This window comes from Pseudomonas sp. SLBN-26, assembly GCF_006715895.1.
Lineage (GTDB): Bacteria > Pseudomonadota > Gammaproteobacteria > Pseudomonadales > Pseudomonadaceae > Metapseudomonas > Metapseudomonas otitidis.
This window is the reverse complement of the sequence record NZ_VFOB01000001.1, coordinates 5,420,121-5,444,162: the sequence shown is the minus strand read 5'-3', so window position 1 is coordinate 5,444,162 and position 24,042 is coordinate 5,420,121. Positions and strand designations below refer to the sequence as shown.

Annotated in this window: 25 protein-coding genes; 8 read left to right on the top strand and 17 right to left on the bottom strand. The window is 70.3% G+C overall.

Features of this window, described 5'->3' with window-relative positions; all coding sequences use genetic code 11:
- Window positions 1–6: 6 nt before the first annotated feature.
- From FBY21_RS25275 to FBY21_RS25265, 3 genes are all read right to left on the bottom strand, one after another.
- Window positions 7–996 (bottom strand): alpha-ketoacid dehydrogenase subunit beta, encoded by a 990-nt coding sequence (locus FBY21_RS25275; RefSeq protein ID WP_044411357.1) that lies wholly within the window; start codon window positions 994–996, stop codon window positions 7–9.
- Complete coding sequence (pdhA, locus tag FBY21_RS25270; protein WP_142014710.1) at window positions 989–2,080, bottom strand: pyruvate dehydrogenase (acetyl-transferring) E1 component subunit alpha; 1,092 nt, start codon at window positions 2,078–2,080, stop codon at window positions 989–991. The genes FBY21_RS25275 and pdhA overlap by 8 nt, the downstream gene beginning before the upstream one ends.
- 95 nt (window positions 2,081–2,175) lie before the next feature.
- Window positions 2,176–3,195, bottom strand: coding sequence for a Leu/Phe/Val dehydrogenase (locus FBY21_RS25265; RefSeq protein WP_107331098.1), 1,020 nt, complete (start codon window positions 3,193–3,195; stop codon window positions 2,176–2,178).
- A gap of 122 nt (window positions 3,196–3,317) precedes the next feature.
- Between FBY21_RS25265 and FBY21_RS25260 the strand changes: the two genes are divergently transcribed.
- Window positions 3,318–4,121, top strand: coding sequence for a SirB1 family protein (locus FBY21_RS25260; RefSeq protein WP_142014705.1), 804 nt, complete (start codon window positions 3,318–3,320; stop codon window positions 4,119–4,121).
- Here FBY21_RS25260 and FBY21_RS25255 read toward each other — a convergent pair whose 3' ends face one another.
- From FBY21_RS25255 to FBY21_RS25245, 3 genes are all read right to left on the bottom strand, one after another.
- A complete protein-coding gene (locus FBY21_RS25255) occupies window positions 4,122–6,665 on the bottom strand; it encodes a LuxR C-terminal-related transcriptional regulator (RefSeq protein ID WP_142014701.1) in 2,544 nt (847 codons plus the stop codon).
- Window positions 6,666–6,906: 241 nt separating this feature from the next.
- Window positions 6,907–8,274, bottom strand: coding sequence for a DUF1329 domain-containing protein (locus FBY21_RS25250; protein ID WP_074970741.1), 1,368 nt, complete (start codon window positions 8,272–8,274; stop codon window positions 6,907–6,909).
- 15 nt (window positions 8,275–8,289) lie between these two features.
- Window positions 8,290–10,083: a DUF1302 domain-containing protein gene (locus FBY21_RS25245; protein WP_142014696.1), complete on the bottom strand. Its 1,794-nt coding sequence runs from the start codon at window positions 10,081–10,083 to the stop codon at window positions 8,290–8,292.
- Window positions 10,084–10,321: 238 nt separating this feature from the next.
- Here FBY21_RS25245 and FBY21_RS25240 point away from each other — a divergent pair, with 238 nt between their 5' ends.
- The 5 genes from FBY21_RS25240 to FBY21_RS25220 all read left to right on the top strand — a co-directional run bounded on the left by FBY21_RS25240 (window position 10,322) and on the right by FBY21_RS25220 (window position 14,815).
- On the top strand, window positions 10,322–11,059 hold the full coding sequence (locus FBY21_RS25240) for an AraC family transcriptional regulator (RefSeq protein ID WP_044411493.1): 738 nt from the start codon (window positions 10,322–10,324) through the stop codon (window positions 11,057–11,059).
- Window positions 11,060–11,157: 98 nt separating this feature from the next.
- A complete protein-coding gene (locus FBY21_RS25235) occupies window positions 11,158–12,564 on the top strand; it encodes an NAD(P)/FAD-dependent oxidoreductase (protein ID WP_044411376.1) in 1,407 nt (468 codons plus the stop codon).
- A gap of 47 nt (window positions 12,565–12,611) precedes the next feature.
- Window positions 12,612–12,956, top strand: a complete 345-nt coding sequence (locus tag FBY21_RS25230; RefSeq protein ID WP_044411379.1) for a cupin domain-containing protein — start codon at window positions 12,612–12,614, stop codon at window positions 12,954–12,956.
- Window positions 12,957–13,032: 76 nt separating this feature from the next.
- Window positions 13,033–13,818: an AraC family transcriptional regulator gene (locus FBY21_RS25225; RefSeq protein ID WP_142014692.1), complete on the top strand. Its 786-nt coding sequence runs from the start codon at window positions 13,033–13,035 to the stop codon at window positions 13,816–13,818.
- Window positions 13,819–13,903: 85 nt separating this feature from the next.
- Window positions 13,904–14,815 (top strand): alpha/beta hydrolase, encoded by a 912-nt coding sequence (locus FBY21_RS25220; RefSeq protein WP_142014688.1) that lies wholly within the window; start codon window positions 13,904–13,906, stop codon window positions 14,813–14,815.
- Here FBY21_RS25220 and FBY21_RS25215 read toward each other — a convergent pair.
- The 8 genes from FBY21_RS25215 to FBY21_RS25180 form a co-directional block, all read right to left on the bottom strand.
- A complete protein-coding gene (locus FBY21_RS25215) occupies window positions 14,797–15,567 on the bottom strand; it encodes a crotonase/enoyl-CoA hydratase family protein (protein WP_142014685.1) in 771 nt (256 codons plus the stop codon). The genes FBY21_RS25220 and FBY21_RS25215 overlap by 19 nt on opposite strands.
- A gap of 123 nt (window positions 15,568–15,690) precedes the next feature.
- Window positions 15,691–16,602 carry an SDR family oxidoreductase gene (locus FBY21_RS25210; protein WP_142014682.1) on the bottom strand — a complete coding sequence of 304 codons (912 nt, stop codon included), beginning with the start codon at window positions 16,600–16,602 and terminating at the stop codon, window positions 15,691–15,693.
- Between the two features lie 141 nt (window positions 16,603–16,743).
- Window positions 16,744–16,995, bottom strand: coding sequence for a hypothetical protein (locus FBY21_RS25205; RefSeq protein ID WP_044411391.1), 252 nt, complete (start codon window positions 16,993–16,995; stop codon window positions 16,744–16,746).
- Between the two features lie 129 nt (window positions 16,996–17,124).
- Window positions 17,125–17,655: a DUF1569 domain-containing protein gene (locus FBY21_RS25200; protein ID WP_142014679.1), complete on the bottom strand. Its 531-nt coding sequence runs from the start codon at window positions 17,653–17,655 to the stop codon at window positions 17,125–17,127.
- Entirely contained in the window at window positions 17,652–18,536 is an 885-nt protein-coding gene (locus FBY21_RS25195; protein WP_142014676.1) for an alpha/beta fold hydrolase, read from the bottom strand. Before FBY21_RS25195 ends, FBY21_RS25200 begins: the two co-directional genes overlap by 4 nt.
- Window positions 18,536–19,318: a class II aldolase/adducin family protein gene (locus FBY21_RS25190; RefSeq protein ID WP_107330444.1), complete on the bottom strand. Its 783-nt coding sequence runs from the start codon at window positions 19,316–19,318 to the stop codon at window positions 18,536–18,538. Before FBY21_RS25190 ends, FBY21_RS25195 begins: the two co-directional genes overlap by 1 nt.
- A gap of 95 nt (window positions 19,319–19,413) precedes the next feature.
- Window positions 19,414–20,100 carry an LrgB family protein gene (locus FBY21_RS25185; RefSeq protein ID WP_142014673.1) on the bottom strand — a complete coding sequence of 229 codons (687 nt, stop codon included), beginning with the start codon at window positions 20,098–20,100 and terminating at the stop codon, window positions 19,414–19,416.
- A complete protein-coding gene (locus FBY21_RS25180; RefSeq protein WP_142014670.1) occupies window positions 20,090–20,476 on the bottom strand; it encodes a CidA/LrgA family protein in 387 nt (128 codons plus the stop codon). The genes FBY21_RS25185 and FBY21_RS25180 overlap by 11 nt, the downstream gene beginning before the upstream one ends.
- A 95-nt stretch (window positions 20,477–20,571) precedes the next feature.
- Between FBY21_RS25180 and FBY21_RS25175 the strand changes: the two genes are divergently transcribed.
- Complete coding sequence (locus FBY21_RS25175; RefSeq protein WP_142014666.1) at window positions 20,572–21,477, top strand: LysR family transcriptional regulator; 906 nt, start codon at window positions 20,572–20,574, stop codon at window positions 21,475–21,477.
- On the opposite strand, the gene FBY21_RS25170 is transcribed toward FBY21_RS25175, so the two are convergent.
- Together FBY21_RS25170 and FBY21_RS25165 are read right to left on the bottom strand one after the other, a co-directional pair.
- Window positions 21,474–21,932: a cupin domain-containing protein gene (locus FBY21_RS25170; protein ID WP_074970722.1), complete on the bottom strand. Its 459-nt coding sequence runs from the start codon at window positions 21,930–21,932 to the stop codon at window positions 21,474–21,476. The genes FBY21_RS25175 and FBY21_RS25170 overlap by 4 nt on opposite strands.
- Window positions 21,932–22,381 (bottom strand): flavodoxin, encoded by a 450-nt coding sequence (locus tag FBY21_RS25165; protein ID WP_142014663.1) that lies wholly within the window; start codon window positions 22,379–22,381, stop codon window positions 21,932–21,934. The genes FBY21_RS25170 and FBY21_RS25165 overlap by 1 nt, the downstream gene beginning before the upstream one ends.
- A 98-nt stretch (window positions 22,382–22,479) precedes the next feature.
- Between FBY21_RS25165 and FBY21_RS25160 the strand changes: the two genes are divergently transcribed.
- Window positions 22,480–22,926, top strand: coding sequence for a PAS domain S-box protein (locus FBY21_RS25160; protein ID WP_069562302.1), 447 nt, complete (start codon window positions 22,480–22,482; stop codon window positions 22,924–22,926).
- A 55-nt stretch (window positions 22,927–22,981) separates the two neighbouring features.
- Here FBY21_RS25160 and FBY21_RS25155 read toward each other — a convergent pair whose 3' ends face one another.
- Complete coding sequence (locus tag FBY21_RS25155; RefSeq protein ID WP_142014660.1) at window positions 22,982–23,914, bottom strand: MerR family transcriptional regulator; 933 nt, start codon at window positions 23,912–23,914, stop codon at window positions 22,982–22,984.
- Window positions 23,915–24,042 lie beyond the last annotated feature (128 nt).

The window sequence follows — 24,042 nt, the reverse complement described above, 5'->3', positions numbered from 1 at the left end:
GTCTCCTCAGGCGGGGTCGAGGACGTGCTCGCAGGCGGCGAGGATGTCGTCGGGACCGGGGATGTAGAGGGATTCCTGTCGGTAGAGCGGCGGTGGGATGTCCGGCGCGGTGACCCGCTGGATGGGCGCCTGCAGGTCGGTGAGGACACGCTCGTAGAGGCTGGCGGCGATCTCGGCGCCGACTCCGCAGCTGCGCGGCGCCTCATGGACGATGACGCAGCGGCCGGTCTTGCGCACCGAGGCTTCGAGGGTCTCCAGGTCCAGCGGTTTGACGCAGGCAACGTCGATCACCTCGGCGCTGATGCCGCGCGCCTCCAGCTGCCGGGCGGCCTCCAGGGTTTCCAGTACGCTGGCGCCCCAGGTCACCAGGGTCAGGTCGCTGCCCTCGCGCAGGGTGAAGCAGCGGTCCAGCGGCAGGCGCCGGCCGTCGTCCACCAGGGGTTGCGGGTTCATCCGGTAGAGCCGGGTGGGTTCGAGGAAGATCACCGGGTCCGGGTCGTCGATGGCGGCCAGCAGCAGGCCGTAGGCACGGGCCGGCGACGAGGGGATCACCACGCGCACGCCGGGCAGGTGGGCGAACAGTGCCTCGGTGCTTTCGCTGTGGTGCTCCGGCGCGCGGATGCCGGCGCCCATGGGGCTGCGCACCACCAGCGGGCAGGACAGGCGCCCACGGGTGCGGTTGCGCAGGCGGCTGGCGTGGGACACCAGGTGCTCCATGGCGGCGTAGATGAAGCCGAGGAACTGGATCTCCATTACCGGTTTGAGGCCCTGGGCGGCCATGCCGACGCTGAGCCCGGCGATCATGGTTTCCGCCAGGGGCGTGTCGATGACGCGCTTGAAGCCGTAGGCATCGCGCAGGCCGAGGGTGGCGCGGAACACGCCGCCGTTGACGCCGACGTCCTCGCCCAGCACCACCACGTTCTCGTCTTCGCCCATGGCGCGGTGCAGGGCCAGGTTCACCGCTTCCAGCAGGCTGCGCTTGGGGGTGTCAGTCATGGCGGTTCTCCTCGCGGCGCGCGGCGCGCTCCAGCACCAGGTCGCGCTGGTCGGCCAGGGCCGCCGGCCAGCGGGCGTAGACGTGATCCAGCACGGCTTCGGGGCCTTCGCGGCCGGCGTGCTCGAAGCGTTCCACCGCGGCCTGCACCTCGCGCTGGCATTCGGCGATGAGCGCCTGCTCGCGGGCTTCGTCCCACACGCCGCTGGCGGCGAGGTAGGCGCGCAGGCGCTTGATGGGCTCCTCTTCCCAGGCCTGGTGCACCTCCTCGGCGCTGCGGTAGCGGGTGGCGTCGTCGGCGGTGGTGTGGTCGCCCAGGCGGTAGCTGAGGCATTCCACCAGGGTCGGTCCCTTGCCCTGGCGGGCGCGCTCGATGGCGGCACCGACCCGGTCGTAGACGGCGAGGATGTCGTTGCCGTCCACCTGTTCGCCGTGGAAGCCGGCGCCCAGGGCCTTCTGTGCCAGGGTCGGCGCGCCGCACTGGATGCGCCGGGGCACGGAGATGGCCCACTGGTTGTTGTTGACCACGAAGACCACCGGCAACTGCCAGGCGCCGGCGACGTTGAGCGCTTCGAGGAAGTCGCCCTTGCTGGTGGCGCCGTCACCGCAGGTGGTGACGGCGACGCGGTGCTCGCCGCGGATCTTGAAGGCGGTGGCGACGCCGCAGGCGTGCAGGGACTGGGTGGCGATGGGTACGCAGAGCGGGAAGTCCTGCCCGGCGGCGGGTTCGGCGTAGGCGCTGCCGCGCTCGTCGCCGCCCCAGTAGAGGAGGATTTCCTCCATGGCGACGCCGCGCATCAGTTGCACGGCGGTGTCGCGGTAGTAGGGCACCAGCACGTCCTCGGGCTGCATGCGCGCGCCGATGCCGACGCCGATGGCTTCCTGCCCGAGGGTGGGCGCGTAGGTGCCGATGCGGCCGGTGCGTTGCAGGGCCACGGCCTTCTGGTCGAACAGGCGGGTAAGCAGCATGCGCCGGTAGAGCCGGGCCAGCAGGTTGAAGTCATCCGCCCAGGGCGGCAGGTCGCCGACGGGGCTTCCGTCGGCCGCCAGGTAGCGGGTATGGGGCAGGTCGATCCGTGTGTGCATGTCGCCTCCTCACCTTGTGGGTGCGCAGGGATGACGGCGCTCATGGCGCCGAACCCGGCCCGGCCTGGATCCCGGCCGGGCCGCGTGGGCGCCGCTCAGCCGTAGAGCAGGCGCTCGGCCAACGCATCGGCGACCCGCGCGGGTGAGCGCTTGTCGGCCTGGGCGTGGGCGTAGATGTCGGTCAGGCGCTGGCCGATCCGCGCCAGGTGCGCGGTGATGGCCGGCATGTCGTCGCCCCGGTGGCGCAGGGCGACGTGGATCAGGCCTCCGGAATTGATCACGTAGTCGGGTGCGTAGAGGATGCCGCGCGCTTCCAGCAGGTCGGCGATGTCGGGGCTGGCCAGCTGGTTGTTCGCCGCCCCGGCCACCACCGCGCAACGCAGCTGGGGCGCGCTCTGGGCATTGAGCACGCCGCCCAGGCCGCAGGGCGCGAGGATGTCGCAGGGGGTGGTGAGCAGCGCGTCGCTGGCCACCGGGTGGGCGCCCAGCTGCTCCACCGCCAGTTGCACGCGGCCGGGATCGAGGTCGCTGACCAGCAAGTCGGCGCCGGCGGCGGCCAGTTGTTCGGCAAGGGCGTAGCCGACGTTGCCGAGCCCCTGCACGGCGATGCGCAGGCCTTCCAGGTCGTCGCTGCCCAGGCGTGCCAGGGCGCTGGCGCGGATGCCGGCGAACACCCCCAGAGCGGTACAGGGCGAGGGGTCGCCGGCGGCCTGGGTGCTGGTGACGTGGCGGGTGTGGAGGGCGACGCAGTCCATGTCGAGGCTGGAGGTGCCGCTGTCCACGGCGGTGATGTAGCGGCCGCCGAGGGTTTCCACCATGCGCCCGAAGGCTTCGAACAGCGCGGCGCGGTCGGGCACGTGGGCAGGCCGCAGGATCACCGCCTTGCCGCCGCCGTGGGGCAGGCCGGCCAGCGCGGCCTTGTAGCTCATGCCCCGGGCCAGGCGGATGGCATCACGCAACGCACTGTCGTCGTCGGGGTAGGCGAGGTAGCGGCAGCCACCGAGGGCCGGGCCCAGGCGGGTGTCGTGGATGGCGATGATCGCGCGCAGGCCGGTGACCGGGTCCTGGGCGAGGTGGAGCGCTTCGAGCCGAGCGCCTTCCATCTGGTTGAACATGGCGGGCCCCCTTGCTGACGTTGCCAGGGAGTATAGGCCGCCCACCGGAACCCGGCCGCCGGCCCACTGGACGAAGGCGGGCGAGCCGGCTACAAACCGCAGAGGCGACACGGAGAGCCCCGATGACCCCGCGACAACACTGCCTGGACTGCGTGCAGAAGAGCCCGCCGGCGCTGCTGGAGGCAGCCCTGTGGATCGCCGCCGAGCATGACCCGAGCCGGGTGCCCGCCGACACCCTGCGGGTGTTCGACCACCTGCTGCGGGAGGTGGCCGCCGGGCTGCCCGAAGCGCCACCGGCGGAGCTGGCGCAACCGCTGCTGCGGCGGATGGCGGAGCTGGGTTTCTGCGAAGAGGACGACCAGCCGCTGCAACCGCGCGCCGCGCTGCTGGACCAGGTGCTGGCAAGGCGCCGGGGCCAGCCGCTGTCGCTGGCCCTGGTGGCCCAGGCGCTGGCGGCACGCCTGGAGATTCCCCTGGCGGGGGTGAACTTTCCCGGTCACTTCCTGGTGCGGGTGCCCGTCGCCGACCACCTGCTGGACCCCTGCACCGGTCGCCGCCTCTACCCCCGGGACTGCCGCGAGCTGTTGCTGCGCACCCTGGGGCCGAAGGCCGAGCTGCTGGCCGAGCACATGCGCCCCTGTTCGGCGCTGGAGCAGTTGCAGCGGCTGTCACGCAACCTGCGCCAGCTGCACTTGCAGGCCGAGCAGGTGGAAGAGGCGCTGAAGGATGCGGAACGGGTGCTGGAGCTGGGCCCGGCCAACCTGATCGATCACCTGGCGCGGGCCGATATCTACAAGCAGCTGGAGTGCCCCCAGGCCGAACGCTACGACCTGGAGCGGGCGCTGCTGTTGTGCGAGGACGCCACACAGCGGCTGCTGCTCAGCCGCCGCCTGGAGCAACTGGGCGCTCCGCCACGGCTGCACTGATCACTGCATCAGGCCCAGCGCCTTGGCGTGGGCCACCGCCTGGGTACGCCGCTTGACCCCGAGCTTGCCGTTGATGCGCCGGGCGTGGGTCTTCACCGTGTGCAGGGAGATGAACAGGCGCTCGGCGATCTCCTGGTTGGAACTGCCCTGGGCGATCAGCCCCAGCACTTCCAGTTCGCGGGGGCTGAGCGGGCCGCTCTCCTCCTCCAGCGCTTCGCCCTCCTCCACCCCCAGTTCACGCAGCATCTCCGGCTGGCGCAGGCGCAGCTCGCGCACCGGTTGTTGCAGGTTCAGCTGGCTGGCGAGGGCCAGGGCATTGCGCAGCACGGCGGCGGCGGTGTCGGCCTCGCCGCTGAGGTATTCGGTTTCCGCCAGGGCCAGGTGGACTTCCACCTCCAGGGCCTGGAGCCCCTTCTCCCGGGCTTTCTGCAACTGCCCGAGCAGCCGCTGCCGAGCGTTGAACACTTCGCCCTCGTACAACTCGGCCAGGGCCAGTTGCCATTCGATGCGCGGGATCAGGTCGAGGGTCGCTGGCGGCGCCTGCACGGCATGCTCGCCCCGGAAGTGCCGCAGCACCCGCAGCAGGGCATGGCGGGCCTGGCCGGCGCGGCCCTGCATGAGCAGCAGGCTGCTGCTCACCTGCAGCAGCACGGCGCGGTAGACCCGCTCGGGGATGTGCCGCAGCTGCATGAGGCGCTCGGCTTCGCGCAGGCGGTCGAAGGCCTGGTCGAAGGCGCGCTGGTTGGCGTCCAGCACGGCCAGGCCGAGGTAGCCGTAGAGGGCTCGGTAGTCCTCGCAGGCGCGGGCCTCGCGCAGGCCGGACTGGTAGTGCTGACGGGCGGCGTCCTCCAGGCCCTGGCGCAGGGCCAGGCGGCCCCGGCGCAGGGCGATACGGCCCAGCAGCGGGCTGGCGTCCAGCGCCTGGCCCATGAGGAAGGTCTGCGCCCGCTCCAGCACGGCATCGGCCCGCAGCAGCGCGCCCCGGTGTTCCAGCAGTTGGGCGTGGTCGAGTTCGAGGAAGGCCTCCAGCAACAGGCAGCCCTGGCTGCGCGCCAGCACCAGGGCTTCGCGGTTCAGGGACTGGGCCTGGTCCAGCTCGCCGGCCAGCAGGGCCTGCTGGGTGAGTGCGGAATAGCAGATCAGCCGCTGGTCCCAGGCATCTTCGTCAAGGCCGACCAGGGCTTCCCCCAGATGCAGCCGGGCGTTGGGGCCGTCGCCCTGAAGGTGGGCCAGCAGGCCGTGCTGCGCCTGCCAGTAGGCCACCAGGCGCCGCTGCTGGCGGGCGTCCGGCTGGGGCAGGAAGCGGCCCTGCTCGGCGATGCAGCGCACGGCTTCGTCCAGGCGCCCGGCGAACAGCAGGGCACCGGCCAGCAGCCGCAGGGAATGCGGTGAGACCCGCAGCAGGTCCTCGCCGACGTCGGCGTGCAGGCGCAGCAGCAAGGCCGCGTTGCGCCCGATGAACAGCTCGCGCACGCCGTAGTGCTGCAGCAGGCTGACGGCCACTTCGGGCTGGCTGGCCTCCAGCGCGTGTTCGATGGCGGCCGGCCAGTCCTGGCGCGCGGCGAACCACTGGCAGGCGCGCAGGTGCCAGCCGCGTCCACCGCTGCCGTCACGGGTGCGCACCTGCCGGGCCAGGGGCGGGAACAGGCGGAACCAGCCGGGCGCCTCGGGCACGCTTTCGACGAAGCCGCCGAGGGCTTCCAGCTCACGCAGCAGGCCGGCGCCCTCCCCCGGGCCGAACAGGTGTTCGCAAAGGTCGGCATTGAAGCGCGGCAGGTGCACCAGGGCGTGCCAGGCTTCGCTGAGCTCCTGGCCCAGGCCGGCAAACAGTTCGTGCTCCAGGTAACCCATGAGGGTGGTGGACAGGGCCTGGCGCTGCAGCGGATCGGCAAAGCCCCACTCCACCGGCTCCAGCAGGGCCATGCGCACCCCGGCGCACCAGCCGCCGGTGCTCTCGTGCAAGCGCGCCGGCGCGTCGGCCGGCCAGGGCTGGCGGGAATCCCGCAGCAGCGGCACCAGTTCGTCGGGCTGGAAGGCCAGGGTGGCGGCGTCGAACTCCAGCAGGTCGCCGTCGATCAGCAGGCGCGGGAGGTTGTAGGCAGGGCGGCGGCGGGTGCTCAGCCACCAAGTGATGGCGCCGCCACTGGCAGCGATGAGTCGGTCGAGGCAGGCGTCGAGGGCGGGGTCGGGCTGGCGGGCGTAGTCGTCAAGCATCAGCCAGGTGGGGCTGCGCCAGACGGCCAGGGCGCGCAGCAGGCTGGGTTCGTCGTCCGCCTCCAGCCCCAGCGCGGCGGCCAGGATGGCGCGCAACCCGGCCTCGCCCTCGCTGCCACCCAGGGGCAGCCAGTGCAGGGCATAGCCCGGGGGCCGGCGCTGGGCGCACTCCAGCAGCAGCACGCTCTTGCCACAGCCGGCGGGTGCACAGAGCAGGCGCAGGCGCGCGGCGCTGGCCAGCAGGAGCTCCACCAGCCGGGGACGGGCGACATGCAGGGCCGGCAGCCTGGGCAGGCACACCGGTGGCGCGATGAGGTTCAGTGAGGACATGCCGGCTGCCTCTTGTTCTGTTCAGGGCTGCTCGTGGCGCCACCCTAGGCGCGGGGGGAGGCGTTGTTGAAGGATCATTCAGGCCCCTGATTCGGGCCTATAAGGGCTGGGGGAGACGGCGGCCGCAGGCCCCCGAAGCATCGAAGCGGAAGCACAGCCACAAAAAAGCGGCCCGAAGGCCGCTATCAAGCGTCACTGACAAGCAAGGGACCGCACACCTCCTTGTGCGCGGGTGGAGCGGTTAGCGAACGCCGGCGTTGCGCAGGGCGGCCGGGGTGTAGTCGGCAGCCTTGCCGACGAAGCCGAACTCGAAGCTGTGCTTCTCTTCGTTCTTCATGCCCAGGGCCAGGTAGCGGCCGGCGATGATGTCGTACAGCGCTTCCAGGGTGTAGGCCGGCACCTGGTGGTGGTAGTAGAACTGGGCGTGGCCCTCGGCGACGCGCCACAGCTGGCCACGGCCGTCGTAGTGGTCCACCAGGGCCACCTGCCAGCTGTCCTCGTCGATGTACATGTGGCGCTTGGCGTAGATGTGCCGCTCACCCGGTTTCACCGTGGCCACCACTTCCCACACGCGGTGCAGTTCGTAGCGGGTCAGGTCCTGGTTGATGTGGCCGGCCTTGATGATGTCGTCGTACTTGAGCGAGGGCGAGTCCAGCTTGTAGCTGTTGTAGGGGATGTACATCTCCTTCTTGCCCACCAGCTTCCAGTCGTAGCGGTCCGGTGCGCCGGAGAACATGTCGAAGTTGTCCGAGGTGCGCAGGCCGTCGGCGGCGGTGCCGGGGCCGTCGTAGGCGACCTGGGGTGCACGGCGCACGCGACGCTGGCCGGCGTTGTAGATCCACGCCAGGCGCGGCTCCTTCACCTGGTCGAGGGTTTCGTGCACCAGCAGCACGTTGCCGGCCAGGCGCGAGGGGGCGGTGACCTGCTGCTTGAAGAAGGTCAGCACGTTCTCGCCCTTGGCGGCCGGCAGGTCGGGCATTTCCTGGGGCACGGCCACTTCTTCCTCGAAGCGGATGGGGGTGTAGGAGCCGTTCACCTGGGGCGTGGCCTGGGTGATGACCCGGCGCAGGTTGCCGCCCCGGTAGCGGGTGACGTGGTTCCAGATCACTTCCACGCCGCTCTTGGGGATGGGGAAGGCGTAGTAGCGGCTTTCGGCGAAGTGGGCGAGGCCGTTGCCGTCGTTGATGGGCTGGACGTACAGCGCACTTTTCTTCGCGGCGTCCTGCACGGCCTGGGGCACGTTCACGGTGCGGTGGGTGGGGTACACCGGGATGCGGTAGGTCTCGGGGTAGCGCTTGAGCATCGCCACCTGGCCGTCGGAGAGCTTGTCCTTGTACTGGTCCACGTTCTGCGCGGTGATGGTGAACAGCGGCTTCTCGTTGGCGAAGGGGTCGGCGAGGAAGCCCTTGGCGTCCACGGCGCCGGCATCCTTGCCGATGCCACCGGTCCAGGCGGGGATGCTGCCGTCGGCATTGCCGGCCTTCTCCGCGCCCAGGGGGGTGAGGGTGGTGCCGAGCTGGGCGGCTTCATCGGCGGAAACCGCGGCCATCACCTGGCTGGCCAGCAGGCTGAGGGCCAGGGCGGTGCTTTGCAGGAGGGTCTTGCGCATAGTCGTTTCGTCCACTCAGAAGTTCATGCCGAAGCTGACGGCGAGGAAGTCGCGGTCCACCAGGGTGTTGTACTTGCCGCCGAAGAAGTCGGTGTAACTGATGCTCGCGGTGTAGGTGTTCTGGTAGTCGGCGTCGAGGCCGATGCTCAGAGCCTTGGCACCTTCGTTGAAGAGGCCGTTGGGGCCGTAGCCGTCGACGTCGTGGGACCAGGCCACGTTGGGCTTGAGGTTGATGCCGGCGATGACGTTGGCGTAGTCCAGCACGGCGCGGGTGCGGTAGCCCCAGGAGGTGCGGGTGACGAAGCCGTGGGTGTCGCCGCCGAAGCCGTAGGTGCCGTACACCGAGTCACGCCCGTAGCGCAGCTCGCGGGGGTTCTCCAGGCCGCCGACGCGGGCCAGGCCGACCTCGCCCACCAGGGTCAGGCGCTCGGCGCCCAGGACTTGGTCGAAGAAGTGGGTCAGGGTGGTCTGCACCTGGGTGATTTCCTTGCGCTTGTAGCCGGTGTTGTCGGCGCCCGCCGAGGTGGCGATGGGCGAGGCGGTGCCACCGGCCAGCGGGTTGACCAGGGCCAGGGTCACGTCGTTGGTGTTGAGCTGGATGGGCGCGTTCGGGCGGTAGCTGATCTCGCCGCTCCAGGCGGTGCCGGTGGGCAGGGTGGTGGAGAAGCTCAGGCCGTAGAGCCGGATGTCCTCGGGGTATTCCAGGTAGTAGCGACCGTTGCCCAGCAGGGTGCTCTGCGCCAGGCCAGCGCCCGATCCGGGGACGATGCCGTTGGCCGTACCGATGATCCCGGGCAGTGCGGCGAGGGTCGCAGCGCTGGCGGTCTGGGTGCCCACGAACGGCGTGCGGCTGTGGTAGTTCATGAAGTACGCGCCGTACTCGGTCTCGTCGCCCAGCCAGCGCAGGGCCACGCCGAACTGGCCGGAGTCGCGGGCGTCGCGGTCGCCGCCACGGGGCAGGATCACGCCTTCGCGGGCCACCTGGAAGCCCTGGCCGAAGCCCGCCGCGATGGGCTGCAGCGGCGCGATGGCCGGGGAGCCCACGGTGTAGCCGGTCACGCAGCCATCGGCGGCCACGTCGCCACCGAAGAAGGTGCCGCAGTTGTCCAGCACGGTCTGGTCCCATTCCAGCTGGTAGAAGCCTTCCACGCTGAGCTGGTCGGTGAGGGTCTGGGACAGGTAGAACATGTTCACCGGGATCAGGCCTTCCTTGATCTCGGCGCCGGGACGGCGGAAGGCGGAGACGTCCACCGGGTTGATGGAGTTGATGCTGTTGCCGATGAAGGTGCTCTCGCCCCAGCTCACCACCTGCTTGCCGAGGCGGACGTTCCCCGGCAGGTCGGCGATGCTGTAGTTGTGGTAGACGAACGCATCCAGCAGTTGCGCGCCGGCGGACTTGGAGCCTTCCTTGCGGTTGTGGTCGCTGATGGGCTTGAAGCGGCGGTCCTCGTCCTTCAGCTCGAAGTCGTACCAGTACTTGCCCCGCAGGAAGATGCCGGTGTCGCGGTACTTCAGCTCCAGGTCGTGGATGCCCTTGAAGATCTTCGAGAAGGTCTCGCCCTTCTTGAAGTTGAGGCGGCCGTCGTCACCGGTGGACGACTGGCCCTTGCCGCCGTTCACGGTGCTGATCAGGTCCGGGTCGCCGTTGCGCATGGACCAGCTGGCGCCGACGGAGAGCGAGGAGTCGAACTGCCCCTCGATCTCGCCGATGTTGAAGTTCACGGCCTGGGCCTGGGTGGCGCAACCCAGGGTGATGGCGACGGCCAGCGCGTGCGGCCGGAAAACTGCGCGCGTTGTTGTTTTTGTCATGCGGCTTTCCTGGTGGGTGTAAGGAGGGCACCACCCTAACCAGTCACCCGCGCAGGCGATAAGCGCACCAAGGAGGGATTCATCCCTGTCGCTCGAAAGAGTGAATCCACCGCCACCACAGGCGTCTCAGAGGGCCTTGTGAGGCCGCGCGGGGCTTTGGCATCCTCCCCGCTTTGCCCCACCGGCCACCGCCATGAACGACACCGACGCCCAGACCCTGGCCACCCGCGAGGTGGTGATGCGCTACCACCTGAGCTGGAAGGCGCGCGACATCGACGCCGTGCTCGCCCTCTACCACCCCGAGGTGGAATACAACGACTTCTTCCAGAACCGCTGCATGCGCCTGGCGGAGCTGGGCGACTACGTACGCGCCACCATGCCCAGCGCCCCGGACGACTTCCTGGTGCACAGCGACCGCATCCGCGTGGACGGCGACACCGCCTTCATCCAGTACAGCCTGCGGGTCGGCCGCAGCGGTACCTTTCGTACCAGCGAGGCCATTACCGTTCGTGACGGGCTGATCTGGCGCATCAACGAGTACGCCCTGCTGGTGGCCGATGCCCGCGCCAGTGGCGAGCCCGAGCGCTCCAGCCGCCCGGCCGCCAGCCGCCTGGGCCTCTCCGCCCGCCAGCTGAGCCTGCTGGCGCGGGACCTGGAGGACTACTTCCAGCGCAGCCAGCCCTACCTCGACCCGGCCCTGGACCTGCACCAGGTGGCCACCGCCACCGGCTACACCCGCAACCAGATCTCCTACCTGCTCAACCAGATGCTCGGCCAGAGCTTCTACCAGTACGTGAACCAGGCGCGCCTGCGTCACCTGCTGGCCCAGCTGGAGGCGCAGCGCTCGGTGGCACGCATCGACGAGCAGGCCTTCGCCGCCGGTTTCAACTCCCTCTCGGCCTTCTACCGCTGCTTCCGCCAGCACACCGGCCTGTCGCCCAAGGCCTACCTCAAGCGCCTGCAGGCCGAGGGCTGAGCGCCCCGCTGCCTTGTCGGCGTGCCCGCGCGCACGACAAGGCGACCGGCAGCCACTAGGCTTGCCGCCCACGATCCCTTTAGACCCGAGGAATGCCCATGCCGGCCTGGAAATCGATCAGCCTGTGGATGGACCAGCTCGACGAGCCCCTCACGCCCCGCCCGGCCCTGGGCGGCAGCCTGGAGGCCGACGTCGCCATCATCGGCGCCGGCTACACCGGCCTGTGGACCGCCTACTACCTCAAGCGCCAGGCGCCCGAACTGAAGGTGGTGGTGCTGGAATCGGAAATCGCCGGCTTCGGCGCCAGCGGGCGCAACGGCGGCTGGCTGATGGGCAACCTGCTGGGCGAGGACCGCGCCCTGGCCCGCCTGCCCCGTGAAGAGCGCCGCGCCAGCTGGGACCTGCTCCACGGCATCCCCGACGAGGTGGCCGAGGTGCTCACCCGCGAGGGCATCGACTGCGACTACCGCAAGGGCGGCGTGCTCTACTGCGCGGCCCGCTACCCGGAGCAGGAAACCCGCCTGCGCCACTACCTCGACGACCTCCACGCCGAAGGCCTGAACGACGACGACTACCGCTGGCTCGCGCCCCACGAACTGGCCGGGCACATCCGCGTGGCCGGCGCCCTGGGCGGCCTCTACAGCCCGCACTGCGCCACCATCCAGCCGGCCCGCCTGGTGCGCGGCCTGGCCAGCGCCGTGGAGCGCCTCGGCGTGCAGGTGTTCGAACAGAGCCGGGTCACCGACTGGGCCCCGGGCCGGGTCACCACCCTGCAGGGCGAGGTGAAGGCACGCTGGGTGGTGCCTGCCGTAGAAGGCTACGCCGCCGCGCTGCCGCCCCTGGGGCGCTACCAGTTGCCGGTGCAGAGCCTGCTGGTGGCCACCGAGCCGCTGCCGGAGTCCACCTGGGCCGAGATCGGCCTGGCCCAGGGCCAGGCGTTCAGCGAGTTCAGCCGCCAGGTCACCTACGGCCAGCGCACCGCCGACAACCGCCTGGCCTTCGGCGCCCGGGGCGGCTACCGCTTCGGTGGTCGCCTGCGGGAAGACTTCAACCTCGACGACGAGGAAGTGGGCCTGCGCCGCTACCTGTTCGGCGAGCTGTTCCCCATGCTGCGCAACGTGCGCCTGACCCACAGCTGGGGCGGCAACCTCGGCATGGCCCGGCGCTTCCAGCCGCACATGCTGGTGGACCGTGCCAACGGCATCGCCCTCTCCGGCGGCTACGGCGGCGAAGGCGTCGGCGCCACCAACCTGGGCGGGCGCACCCTGGCCGACCTCATCCTCGGCCGCGAAACCCTGCTCACCCGCCAGCCCTGGGTACTCGGCGACGGCCCGCTGGATCGCCTCGCCGCCTGGGAGCCGGAGCCCTGCCGCTGGCTCGGCTACAACGCCATCATCCGCAGCTTCGTCCACGAGGACCGGGTGCTGGCCAACCCCCACAGCGCCCCCTGGCGGCGAGCCCTGGCCGCGCGCCTGGCCGCCTTCATGGAAAGCCTCATGCGCTGACGCGGCCCCGCCGCGCAGCCCCCTCCCCCCTGATTGGAAGCCCTTGCATGAAAGCCACCCTGCTGCAGAACACCCACACCCTGCCCCTGTCCGAACCCAGCCCGGTGCCGGTACCCGTCGGTGAGCCGGTGCCCCATACCCGCGTGCATTCCGTCGAGCGTACCGACGGAGTGGAAACCGGCGTATGGGAATGCAGCCCCGGCAAGTTCCGCCGGCAGATCCTCGAGCAGGAGTTCTGCCACTTCACCCACGGCAGCTGCACCTTCACCCCGGACGGCGGCGAGCCCATCGAGATCAAGGCCGGCGATGCCCTGCTGCTGCCCGCCAACAGCCTGGGCGTGTGGGACGTGAAGGAAACCCTGCGCAAGACCTACGTCATCATCAGCCGCTGATCCCGGGGCCTTCGGGCCCTGGAAACCGACCGGCACCTCGGGCAGAGTGCCGGCGGTCCCCTCCCTGGTACGCCGCATGCCCGCGCCCTCCCCCCGCCACCTGCCCGTGTTCGATGCCCCGGACGCCCGCCTGCGCCCGGTGACCCGCGACTACCCCGACGGCCATTGCACCCCCGAGCACTGGCACGAGGGCGCACAGCTGATCTACGCCACCACCGGGGTGATGGAACTGAGCTGTGGCCAGGGCTGCTGGCTGATCTCGCCGCAGCAGGCGCTGTGGATGCCCGCGCGCCTGCCCCACCGGCTGCGGGCCCGAGGGCCGGTGGCACTGCGCACGGTGTACCTGCACCCGGACCAGGCCCCGGCCGAGCTGCCCGATACGCCCTATAGCCTGATGGTCAGCCCCCTGCTGCGCGAGCTGCTGCCCCGGGCCATGCCGGTGGACGGCCGGACGCCGCCCGACAGCCGCGCCGCGCACCTGATGCACCTGCTGCTGGACGAGGTGCGCCAGGCCCACGCCATGCCCCTGCGCCTGCCGATGCCCCGCGACCCACGCCTGCAGAAGCTCTGCCTGGGCCTGCTGGAGCAGCCGGGCGACTCCCGCAGCCTGGCGGACTGGGGCACCCAGGTGGGGGCCTCGACACGCACCCTGGCGCGGTTGTTCCGGGCCGAGCTGGGCACCAGCTTCCTGCTCTGGCGCCAGCGGGCCCGCATCCAGGCAGCCCTGCCCCGGCTGGAGCGGGGCGAGGCGGTGACGCGCATCGCGGCGGACCTGGGCTACGAATCCAGCGGAGCCTTCACCAGTGCGTTTCGCCGGCTGATGGGCAAGCCGCCGAAGGCCTGGCGCAACGAGGCTGGCTGATCAGCGCCGGTAACTGGCCGATGACCGACGACCAACCGCCACCGCCCGCCCTACCCTGGGAGCCTCTGCCACGAGGAGCCCTGCCATGCCCACTGTCCACCGCCACAGCCTGCGCATCCCGGTCAACGGAATCGAACTGGACGCCTGGTACTACCTGCCGGATGCCACGGCCCCCTTCCCATTGCTGCTGATGAGCCCCGGCTTCGCCGCGCTCAAGGCGTTGCACCTGGATGCCTTCGCCCGTCACTTCGCCGAGGCCGGCTTCGCCGTGGTGCTCTGCGACCACCGGGGCTTCGGCGCCAGTGGTGGGGAACCGCGCGAGGACATCGACCCGTGGCAGCAGGTGGACGACCTGCGCGAGGTGCTCACCTGGGCCAGCCTGCGCCCGGAAGTGGACGCCAGCCGCCTGGGGGTCTGGGGCTCCAGCTACAGCGGCGGCCACGCCATCGTGCTCGGCGCGCTGGACCGGCGGGTGCGCTGCGTGGTTGCCCAGGTGCCCACCATCAGCGGCCACCAGAGCTTCCTGCGGCGCGCGGGGGCGGGCCTGCATGCCGCGCGGGAGGCCTTCCAGGCCGACCGCCTGGCCCGCTACCAGGGGCAGCCACCCAGCTACCGCCGGGTGATCAGCGAAGGCGACGTGCCCGGCCTCTACCCCGGTGCCGATGCCAGCGCCTTCTACGGCGCCAGCGCCACCCTGGCGCCGGACTGGCAGAACCGCGTGACCCTGCGCTCCAGCGAGCGGGCCAGCGAGTACGAACCGGGCAGCTACATCGAACGCGTCAGCCCCACGCCGCTGATGCTGCTGGTGGCCGAACACGACACGGTGACCCCCACCGACCTGGCCCTGGCCGCCTACCAGCAGGCCCGGGAGCCGAAGCGGCTGGTGCTGCTGCCGGACGGGCATTTCGAGCCCTACACCCGGCATGCGCCCCAGGCGATGGCGGAGGCGCTGGCGTGGTTCCGCCAGCACCTGATGGATCAGTCGAAGCGGCCGTGACGGCCTTTCCCGGCGCTGAAGGCCTGGGCGCCCAGGCGGGTTTCGCCGCTGTGGATAACCGCCAGGCCGCCCTCGAATTCGTGGGCGATGGCGGCCTCGAACGGCAGGTCCCATTGGGCGTAGGCGCTGGCGCGGTCGGCGAGCAGGCAACGCTGCGGAAAAGCGGCGATCTCTCGCGCCAGGCCTTGCGCTGCTTCCAGCGCCGACCCGGCCGGCACCACGCGGTTCACCAGGCCGATGGCGAGCGCCTCGTCGGCCTGCACCGGGCGGCCGGTAAGGATCAGGTCCAGCGCCCGCCCCTGGCCGACGATGCGCGGCAGGCGCACGGTGCCGCCGTCGATCAGCGGCACGCCGAAGCGCCGGCAGAACACACCTAGCACGGCGTCCTCGGCCATCACCCGCAGGTCTGCCAGCAGCGCCAGCTCCAGGCCGCCGGCCACAGCATGGCCCTCGATGGCAGCGATCAGCGGCTTGGCCAACTGCATGCGGCTCGGCCCCATGGGCCCGTCGCCGTCCGCTTCCAGGCGGTTGCGCCGCTCGCCGTCCTCGGCCACCGCCGCCAGGTCGGCACCGGCGCAGAAGGTGCCGCCGCTGCCGGTGAGCACCGCCACCCGCGCGTCATCGTCCGCCTCGAAGGCCCGCAGCGCCGCAGCCAGGGCCTCGGCGGTGGGCCGGTCGACGGCGTTGCGCACCTGCGGGCGGTCGATGGTCAGGGTGGTGATGGGGCCGTGCTTTTCGACGCGGATGCTCATCGGGGACTCCTTGGGGGTAAACGCAGGCATGAAAAAGGCCGGCAAGATTGCCGGCCTTCACCCTAGTGCGTTCCCGGGGAGGTGTTCAGCCTGCTGGCGGAATCCCCTAGGAGTCTGGCGGGATCAACCCGTGTATTTCTGCAGGTTGGCCATCATTTCCTTCAGGGCTTCGACGTTGTCCGCCGGGTGGGCGGCGCCTTCGAAGTCGCAGATCTGCTGCCAGCTGGCAGCCACGTCTTCGACGCTGAAGCCCTGGCGCGGGTCGAAGCCGGCGCCCAGGCTGCGCTCCCAGCGCACCTTGCCGATCCAGCCACCGCCCACTTCGAACAGGCCGGAGGTTTCCTGGCACTGCTCGCTGCCGAGGAACACCACCAGGGGGCTGACCAGCTCGGGCTTGAGCTGCTCGAACACCTGCGGCGGGATCAGGCCTTCGGTCATGCGGGTGCCGCCGGTGGGGGCGATGGCGTTGACCAGGATGTTGTTCTTGCGGCCTTCGATGGCCAGGGTGCGGGTCAGCCCGTAGAGGCCGAGCTTGGCCATGCCATAGTTGGACTGGCCGAAGTTGCCGTAGATGCCGGAGGTGGACGAGGTGAAGAGCACCCGGCCATAGCCCTGCTCGCGCAGGTGCGGCCAGGCAGCGCGGGTGACCTTGTAGGCGCCTTCGACGTGGACCTTGTAGACCAGCTCCCAGTCGGCGTCTTCCATCTTGTGGAAGGTCTTGTCGCGCAGGATGCCGGCGTTGTTGACCACCACGTCGATGCGGCCGAAGTGGTCCAGTGCGGTCTGCACGATCTTGTCGCCGTCGGTGACGGAGTCATGGTTGGCCACGGCGGTGCCGCCCGCTTCGCGGATCTCGGCCACCACGCGGTCGGCGGCGGAGGCGTTGGCGCCCTCGCCATGGGTGCTGCCGCCCAGGTCGTTCACCACCACCTTGGCGCCGTGCTTGGCGAACAGCAGGGCATGGGCGCGGCCAAGACCGCCACCGGCGCCGGTGACTATGACCACTTTGTCTTCGAAACGGATCGATTCGCTCATGCAATGGACTCCAGGGCAGTTTCGGGTATCGGCCGAGTGTCCTGCAGTGCCGCCCGGCCGACAAGAAAGGTGGACGGGCATGAATGGTGGGCGATAACGGCGGGGGATGGCCGGGCGCGTCGCAGAGCGCCCGGCGGCGGTTCAGTCGAAGGGCATGAACAGCGCGCCACGCGGGCGCAGCTTGAACAGCCACCAGTTGTAGAAGGTGCAGAGCAGGGTCACCAGCAGGCAGGCGACGAAGCAGCCGACGCAGCTGAACCAGACCCAGGGGGCGTTCTCGTAGTAGGCGGCGTAGGCCACCAGGCCGAAGCTGGCCAGCAGCAGGAGCACGGCCAGGCCACGCCCGGCGATGCGGAAGAAGGGGTGCAGCAGCACCAGCAGCTTGTACAGCATGTGACCTCCGAGCCCGGGCACAGGGCCCGGGCGCATCTTGGAAAGGAGGCCGCGATGCTAGGCCGCGGAGCCGCTGGCAGGCTGCCGGACAATTCCGAATGCACTACCGGACGGCTCCGGGAAGCGCCCCTAGGCGAGGCGCAGGCGGCTGAGGTGGTCGTACAGGTGCATGACATGGGCCTGGGCGTACTCGGCATGGTCGAGGGCGCCGTAGGCGAAGTGCGGGGCCAGCTCGCCGGTGTGCCCGGCGAAGTCGGCGAAGGCGCGTTGCAGGCGGGCCAGGGCCTCGGCCTGGGCGACCGGGGCGTCCAGTGCCGGGGCACCGGGGATGGCCTCGTCCAGCGGGTGGCGCATGGCGCCCCGGGCGGCGAACAGGTCGAAGGCCAGCGGGCCGACGCTGTGGCGGAACCAGGCCGGCTTGAGCTGTGGATAACCCGTGAGGGAGAACTCGATGCTCTGGGCGCAGTGGTTGAACACTTCGGCCGGGCTCCAGCCGGCGAGGCTGACCAGGGTGCGCCCTTCCCAACCGGCCAGCAGGCGCCGGGCCGCCTCCAGGCTGACGGGCGCCGGCGCCACGGCGCGGGGCAGCGCCCAGTAACCGGCGCCTGCAGCGGCCACGCCCCCGAGGGCGGTCAGTTGCAGGAGTCGACGTCGTTTCATGCAGGGTTCTCCAGGGCCTGGCGGAACGCCAGGTAATGCTGCAGGACCTGGCTCGGTGCCTCGGTCTGCGGGTAATGGCCGATGTGTTCGAGGAGCACGGTGTCGGGCTCGGGGATCAGTTCGCGGTAGCGCGCCACCATGTGGGCGCCGGAAATGGGGTCGACGGCACCGTCGATCACCCGCAGCGGCACGCCGCCTTTCTGCATGGCGGCCACCCAGCGGTCACGCTGCTCGCGACGCTCGGGGATGTAGCGGATCAGCCGGTGCATCACCGCCGGGCCATCGTGGGCGGCCACCAGGCTCCAGAAGTCATCCAGCTCCGCTGCCGAAGGCTGGGTCACCGGGCCGAAGACCTTGCCGAAGTTCGCCCCCAGCTTGGCGCGGGAAAAACCCCGGCCGATCAGGGGGCCCAGGGGGCTGAGCAGCAGCTTCTGCACCAGCACCGGGCGGTGGGTCTCGGGGAACAGCCCGCCGTTGAGGAACACGCAACTGGCGATCCGGGCGCGGCCTTCGTGGTGCCGCGCCAGCAGTTCCTGGGCGACGCTGTCGCCGTAGTCGTGGGCCAGCAGGTGCACCGGGCCGTCGATGCCCAGGTGGCGCACCAAGGCCTGCTGCAGGTCGGCCTGTTCCAGCAGGCGGTAGTCGTGGCCGCGCGGCTTGTCGGAGTCGCCGAAGCCGAGCATGTCGCAGGCGATCACCCGGTAGCGCTCGGCCAGGGGCTGCCACAGGTAGTGCCAGTCCCAGGCGGCGGTGGGGAAGCCGTGGATCAGCAGCAGCGGCTCGCCCTGCCCGGCCTCCCAGTAGCGGATGCGGTGGCGATGGAACAGCAGGTCGCGGCCCTGGGCGCGCCAGTCGCCCAGGGGGATGCCCGGCAGGGCCATCAGTCGCGGTACCCGGGGTTCTGCTGGTCGAGCTTGCGCAGCAGCGCCGGCCACGGCAGCGCGCCGCCCATGCCGGTGGGGCTCTTCATCACGCCGGCGATCATCTGCCGGGCGCCGTCGAGGATCTGCTGCGGGATGTGGATCAGCTCGGCGCCGCCGCTCTGGGCCATCACCTGCACTTCGCAAGCGCGCTGCATCGTGAACATGCCGAGGAAGGCGTCGGCGATGCTGCCGAAGGCGGTGAGCAGGCCGTGGTTGGGCAGGATCATGAAGTTGGCGCTGCCGAGGTCGGCCTGCAGGCGGGCCTTCTCCTCGTGGTGCAGGGCCACGCCTTCGTAGCCGTGGTAGGCCAGGCTGGCGAGCACGAACAGGGATTGCTGGGAGAGCGGCAGCAGGCCCTGCTTCTGCGCCGAGACGGCGATGCCGGCCGGGGTGTGGATGTGCAGCACGCAGCCGACGTCCTGGCGCACTTCGTGGATGGCGCTGTGGATGGTGTAGCCGGCGGGGTTGATGTCGTAGGGGCTGTCCATCAGCTTGTTGCCGGCCAGGTCGACCTTCACCAGGCTGGAGGCGGTGATCTCGTGGAACATCATCCCGTAGGGGTTGATGAGGAAGTCCTCGGTGCCGGGCACCTTGGCGGAGATGTGGGTGAAGATCAGGTCGTCCCAGCCGTACAGGGCGATCAGGCGGTAGCAGGCGGCCAGGTCGACGCGGGTCTGCCACTCGGCGGCGGAGACCTGGTCCTTGATGGAGGGGCTGGGCGGAGTCTGGGCAGCGGTCACGGCGATCACCTCGTTGTTGTTGTGGGTGACCGGAGTCTAGCGAGGCCGTGCCACCCCGCGAGTCGCCTTGGCAGCCATCCTGATGACCGAGGGAGTCACAGCAGGTGGGTCAGCAGGGGCGCGGCGAACAGGTTCAGCAGCCCCATCAGGACCATCACCAGGCCGGCGACGGTGCCCTCTTCGCGACCCACTTCCTGGGCCCGGCTGACCCCGGCGCCGTGGGCGCCGACGCCGAACAGGGCGCCCCGGGCGAGGCTGCTGCGCAGCGGCAGGAAGCGGATCAGCAGGCTGCCGGCGAGGGCGCCGAAGACGCCGGTGATCATCACGAACACCGCCGTCAGCTCCGGTACGCCGCCCAGGCCCTGGGCCAGGGGCATGGCGAAGGGGGTGGTGATCGAACGCGGCACCAACGAGCGGCTCACCGGCGCCTCCAGGGCCAGGGCCTGGGCCAGCCACCAGGAGCTGGCGATGGCCACGCTGCTGCCCATCAGCATGCCCAGCGAGAGCGCCGGCCAATGCCGGGCCAGCAGGGCGCGCTGCTGCCAGATGGGCACGGCGAAGGCCACCGTGGCCGGGCCGAGCAGCAGCATCAGCCAGTGGGTGAGCCCGGCGTATTCGGCATAGGCGGTGTGCAGCGGCACGGCCACCGCCAGCAGCAGCGCCGGCACCAGGATCAGCGGCGACAGCAGGTAGCGCCCGCTGCGCCGGTACAACCAGCGGCTGAGCAGGTAGCCGCCGAGGGTCAGGGCGAGCCAGAACCAGGCCATCGGATCAGCGCTCATGGCGTTCACTCCAGCGGCACACCAGCTCCACGGTCAGGGCGGTGGCGAGCATCACCAGCAACGTGCTGACGCCGATCACCAGCAGGATGCGCCAGCCTTCGCTGCGCAGCAGCGCGCCGTAGTCCAGCAGGCTCATCAGCGCCGGGATGAAGAACAGCAGCATCTCCGCCATCAGCAGTCCGGCGCCCAGCTGCAGCGCTGCGGGCTGCACGCGACCGCTGGCGAAGGCGGCCAGCAGCAGGCCGAGGCCGATCACCCCGCCGGGAATCGGCCAGGCCAGCCAGGCGGCGATCTGGCCACCCAGCAGGTAAAGGGCGATAAGCACGACGAGCTGCAGGACGAGGCGGGACAAGTGGCTGAGACGGGCGCGGGACATGGGATGCACTCCAGTGATGGCGTGCAGCTTAGGGCCGGGCCTATCATCCCAAAAGCGAATTGTTCGACTTACTCCCATTCGAGATTGGAATAGCGATGGAATTTCACCAGCTGCGCAGTTTTGTCGAAGTGGTGCGCCAGGGCGGCTTCACCCAAGCGGCCAAGACCCTGCACGCCACCCAATCCACCATCAGCAAGCAGGTGGCCCAGCTGGAGCAGCGCCTGGGGGTGCTGTTGCTGGAGCGCAACGGCCCGAATCTGCGCCTGACCGATGCCGGCACCCTGGTGCTGCGCCGCGCGGACGAGCTGCTGCGCCTGCGCCAGGACCTCTACAGCGAGCTGGACGACCTCAGCCAGCTGGCCCGGGGCGAGCTGCGCCTGGGCCTGCCGCTGCTGGGGGGCGAGGTGATGTTCGCCGAGCTGTTCTCCGCGTACCGTCAGCGCTACCCGAACATCGTGGTGCGGCTGTCCGAGGGCGGCAGCAAGCTGATGGAGGAGGCGCTGCTGCGCGGTGAGCTGGACATCGGCGGCAGCCTCACACCCAACGATCCGGCGCTGGCCTTCCAGCCGTTCTGCAACGAGCCGCTGGACGTGCTGCTGCCCGAAGCCCATGAGCTGGCGGGGTGTGACGGCATCGCCCTGGCCCAGCTGAAGGATGCGCCCTTCCTGCTCTACCAGCAGAGCTTCACCCTCAACGACCGCCTGCTGCTGGCGTGTCGCCAGGCCGGCTTCACCCCACGGGAGGTGGGACGCAGCGGCCAGGCGGACTTCCTCGCGGCGCTGGTGGCCGCCGGCCAGGGCGTGGTGCTGCTGCCGCGCATCGTCGCCCGCACGCTGGAACGACCGGGCCTGCGCCGGGTGCCGCTGGTGGAGCCGGACCTGCGCTGGGACATCGCCTTCGTCTGGCGCCAGGGCGCCTACCTGTCACGGGCGGCGCAGGCCTGGCTGGATCTGTTGAAGGAATATTCGCCGCTGACGGCGTCAGGCGACGCAGCGGGCTAGAGGAATTGCCGGTCCAGCAGCGGCCACCGGCGCTGGGCGTCGAGGTCGTCGGCCAGCAGGCGGAAACCGTCGAACTCGAAGGCCGGGGCGACGTTGCAGCCCACCAGGGTGTAGGCCCCGAGGGCCCGCGCCGCCTGCCAGGCATGGGCACGCACGGTGCGCTGCGGCAGGCTGCCCTCGCCCACCGGCCCGAGCCGCTCGCGGCGCAGGGCCTGGGGGTCGTCGGCGATCAGCAGCTCCAGCGGGTCGCCTTCGTAGAAGTGCCAGGTCTCGTCGGCGTCCACCCGGTGCCAGCGGCTGATGCCGCCGGCGGGCAGGAGGAAGAAGATCGACGAGGACATCGAGCGGCCATCCGCCAGGCTGCCCTGGGCCTCGAACACCCGGCGGTAGAAACCGCCCTCGGGGTGCGGGGCCAGTTGCAGGGCTTCGATGAGGTACGCCGCGCGCGGATGCATCAGGCGCTGAGCGCAGCGGCGAAGCGGGCGATCCAGGGCTCGGCGTCCACTTCCGGGGTGACGGTTTCGCTGGCGTCCAGGCGCAGCATCTCCTGCACCTCGCGCAGGCCCAGCTCGGCGTGCAGCTCACGCATCATCTCGCCGCCACCGCAGAACTGGTCGTAGCTGGAGTCGCCGAGGGCCAGTACGGCGGCGGGACGGCCGCGCCAGTCGGGCAGTTGGTCGCGCAGGGCGTGGTAGAGGGGCAGCAGGTTGTCGGGCAGCTCGCCCATGCCAGTGGTGGAGGTCACACTGAGGAACGCTTCGGGGCCGAAGGCCTTGAGTTCGTCGAGGGTCATCCCGGTCTTGTGCCGGGCCTCGTGGCCGGCGGCCTTGAGCAGCCGCTCGGCGTGGCGGGCGACTTCTTCGGCGGTGCCATAGACCGAGCCGGATAGGATGGCGACTTTCATGACTTCTCCTGTTAGCGCGAAATGAATCGCATTATGCCGCAACTGGCAGTCCGCCCCCGATGTTTTAGAATCCCTGCACCTCGAACCAGGAACTCGTCATGATCAACGCCAAACTGCTCCAGCTGGTGGTCGAAGCCTCCAACGACGGCATCGTCGTCGCCGAACAGGAAGGCGACGACAACATCCTCATCTATGCGAACCCGGCGTTCGAACGGCTGACCGGCTACAGCCAGGACGACATCCTCTACCGCGATTGCCGCTTCCTGCAGGCGGGCGATCGTGACCAGCTCGGCCTCGCGGCGATCCGCCAGGCGATCAAGAAGGGCGAGCCGAGCCGGCAGATCCTGCGCAACTACCGCAAGGACGGCAGCGTGTTCTGGAACGAGCTGTCCATCACCCCGGTGCACAACGAGGCGGACCAGCTGACGTACTACATCGGCATCCAGAAGGACGTGAGCCCCGAGGTCGAGGCACGCCAGCGCGTGCGCGAACTGGAGGCGGAGGTGGCAGCCCTGAAGGCCCGCATCGCGGAACTGGAGGGCTGAGGCGTCAAGGCAGGCAAGGCCGCTGCGGCGGCGCAGCGGGTTCTTCCAGGTTCTGTCAGGTGTCCAGGTGACCGTCGAGCAGGCGGCGCAAGCGCAGTTGCATGGTGCGCCCCTCGCTGCCCAGGGTGGCCACCGGGCTGCGCTCCAGGGCGCTGCCGATCAGGTCGGCGGCTTCGCCGGCCAGGGCCAGCGGGCACTCCACCGAGAGCGCCAGGCGCCCGAGGCGCGCGGCCAGGTCGTCCGCCGGCGGGTGGTTGGAGAACACCACCAGCGCCTGGGGCGCGATCTTCTCGCACACCAGCGGCAGCTCCTGGAACGGCTGGTCCAGTCCCAGCACGCGGATCGCGCAGTCACCATGGCTGAGCAGCAAGGCCGCCACCAGCAGCTCCAGTTCGCGGCACTCGCCCTGCAGCGGGGCGACCACCACGCAATCTTCCCCATCCCCCGGTGACAGCTGCAGGCGCTGCAGCACGCGCCCGCGCAGGAAGGCATCGAAGAAGGCCCATTCGCTGGCCACGCCGTATTCATCCTGGCGCAGCAGCAGGTCGCGCCAGAGCGGCATCAGCACGTCCTGGAACACCACGGTGAGCGGGTAGGTGGAGAACACCTGGCCATAGAGCCGCTCCAGGACCGGGCCGTCGAAGGCCGACAGCGCCCGGCGCAACTGCGTCTGCCACTCGCCCCACTCCGCCATGGAGGCGGCCGGCTGCACCGGGGTGGGTGCCCGGGTGGAGGCGCTGCGGGCGAGGATCTGCCCGACCTTGCTGACCGGTACGCCGCGGTCGATCCAGGCCAGGATGCTGCGCACGGCCTCGACGTCGGCATAGGAATACAGGCGGTGGCCGCTGTCGGTGCGGGTCGGCTGGATCAGCCCGTAGCGACGCTCCCAGGCGCGCAGGGTGACCGGGTTGACGCCGGTGAGGCGGGAGACTTCGCGGATCGGGAAGAGTTCTTCCTGCTGCATGGCGATGGCTGCGTTATCGGTCATGGCAAAAGGTCTGGGCTTGAAAGCGCAGAGTCTAACCCAGGCCCGGCTCCTTGCTCAGTGCCCGGATGCGGTGCGGCATGCGCCATGGGCGCGCACCGAGCCGGCTTCCACTGTCCGGTTGCCATCCG

Coding starts and splice junctions, on each gene's coding strand:
- FBY21_RS25175 (WP_142014666.1), top strand. CDS start 20,572: ATGGAATTTCACCAGCTGCGCAGTTTTGTCGAAGTGGTGCGCCAGGGC.
- FBY21_RS25275 (WP_044411357.1), bottom strand. CDS start 996: ATGACTGACACCCCCAAGCGCAGCCTGCTGGAAGCGGTGAACCTGGCC.
- FBY21_RS25195 (WP_142014676.1), bottom strand. CDS start 18,536: ATGGCCCTGCCGGGCATCCCCCTGGGCGACTGGCGCGCCCAGGGCCGC.
- FBY21_RS25200 (WP_142014679.1), bottom strand. CDS start 17,655: ATGAAACGACGTCGACTCCTGCAACTGACCGCCCTCGGGGGCGTGGCC.
- FBY21_RS25170 (WP_074970722.1), bottom strand. CDS start 21,932: ATGCATCCGCGCGCGGCGTACCTCATCGAAGCCCTGCAACTGGCCCCG.
- FBY21_RS25205 (WP_044411391.1), bottom strand. CDS start 16,995: ATGCTGTACAAGCTGCTGGTGCTGCTGCACCCCTTCTTCCGCATCGCC.
- FBY21_RS25160 (WP_069562302.1), top strand. CDS start 22,480: ATGATCAACGCCAAACTGCTCCAGCTGGTGGTCGAAGCCTCCAACGAC.
- FBY21_RS25250 (WP_074970741.1), bottom strand. CDS start 8,274: ATGCGCAAGACCCTCCTGCAAAGCACCGCCCTGGCCCTCAGCCTGCTG.
- FBY21_RS25240 (WP_044411493.1), top strand. CDS start 10,322: ATGCGCTACCACCTGAGCTGGAAGGCGCGCGACATCGACGCCGTGCTC.
- FBY21_RS25235 (WP_044411376.1), top strand. CDS start 11,158: ATGCCGGCCTGGAAATCGATCAGCCTGTGGATGGACCAGCTCGACGAG.
- FBY21_RS25230 (WP_044411379.1), top strand. CDS start 12,612: ATGAAAGCCACCCTGCTGCAGAACACCCACACCCTGCCCCTGTCCGAA.
- FBY21_RS25265 (WP_107331098.1), bottom strand. CDS start 3,195: ATGTTCAACCAGATGGAAGGCGCTCGGCTCGAAGCGCTCCACCTCGCC.
- FBY21_RS25165 (WP_142014663.1), bottom strand. CDS start 22,381: ATGAAAGTCGCCATCCTATCCGGCTCGGTCTATGGCACCGCCGAAGAA.
- FBY21_RS25255 (WP_142014701.1), bottom strand. CDS start 6,665: ATGTCCTCACTGAACCTCATCGCGCCACCGGTGTGCCTGCCCAGGCTG.
- FBY21_RS25210 (WP_142014682.1), bottom strand. CDS start 16,602: ATGAGCGAATCGATCCGTTTCGAAGACAAAGTGGTCATAGTCACCGGC.
- pdhA (WP_142014710.1), bottom strand. CDS start 2,080: ATGCACACACGGATCGACCTGCCCCATACCCGCTACCTGGCGGCCGAC.
- FBY21_RS25215 (WP_142014685.1), bottom strand. CDS start 15,567: ATGAGCATCCGCGTCGAAAAGCACGGCCCCATCACCACCCTGACCATC.
- FBY21_RS25245 (WP_142014696.1), bottom strand. CDS start 10,083: ATGACAAAAACAACAACGCGCGCAGTTTTCCGGCCGCACGCGCTGGCC.
- FBY21_RS25180 (WP_142014670.1), bottom strand. CDS start 20,476: ATGTCCCGCGCCCGTCTCAGCCACTTGTCCCGCCTCGTCCTGCAGCTC.
- FBY21_RS25155 (WP_142014660.1), bottom strand. CDS start 23,914: ATGACCGATAACGCAGCCATCGCCATGCAGCAGGAAGAACTCTTCCCG.
- FBY21_RS25220 (WP_142014688.1), top strand. CDS start 13,904: ATGCCCACTGTCCACCGCCACAGCCTGCGCATCCCGGTCAACGGAATC.
- FBY21_RS25225 (WP_142014692.1), top strand. CDS start 13,033: ATGCCCGCGCCCTCCCCCCGCCACCTGCCCGTGTTCGATGCCCCGGAC.
- FBY21_RS25260 (WP_142014705.1), top strand. CDS start 3,318: ATGACCCCGCGACAACACTGCCTGGACTGCGTGCAGAAGAGCCCGCCG.
- FBY21_RS25185 (WP_142014673.1), bottom strand. CDS start 20,100: ATGAGCGCTGATCCGATGGCCTGGTTCTGGCTCGCCCTGACCCTCGGC.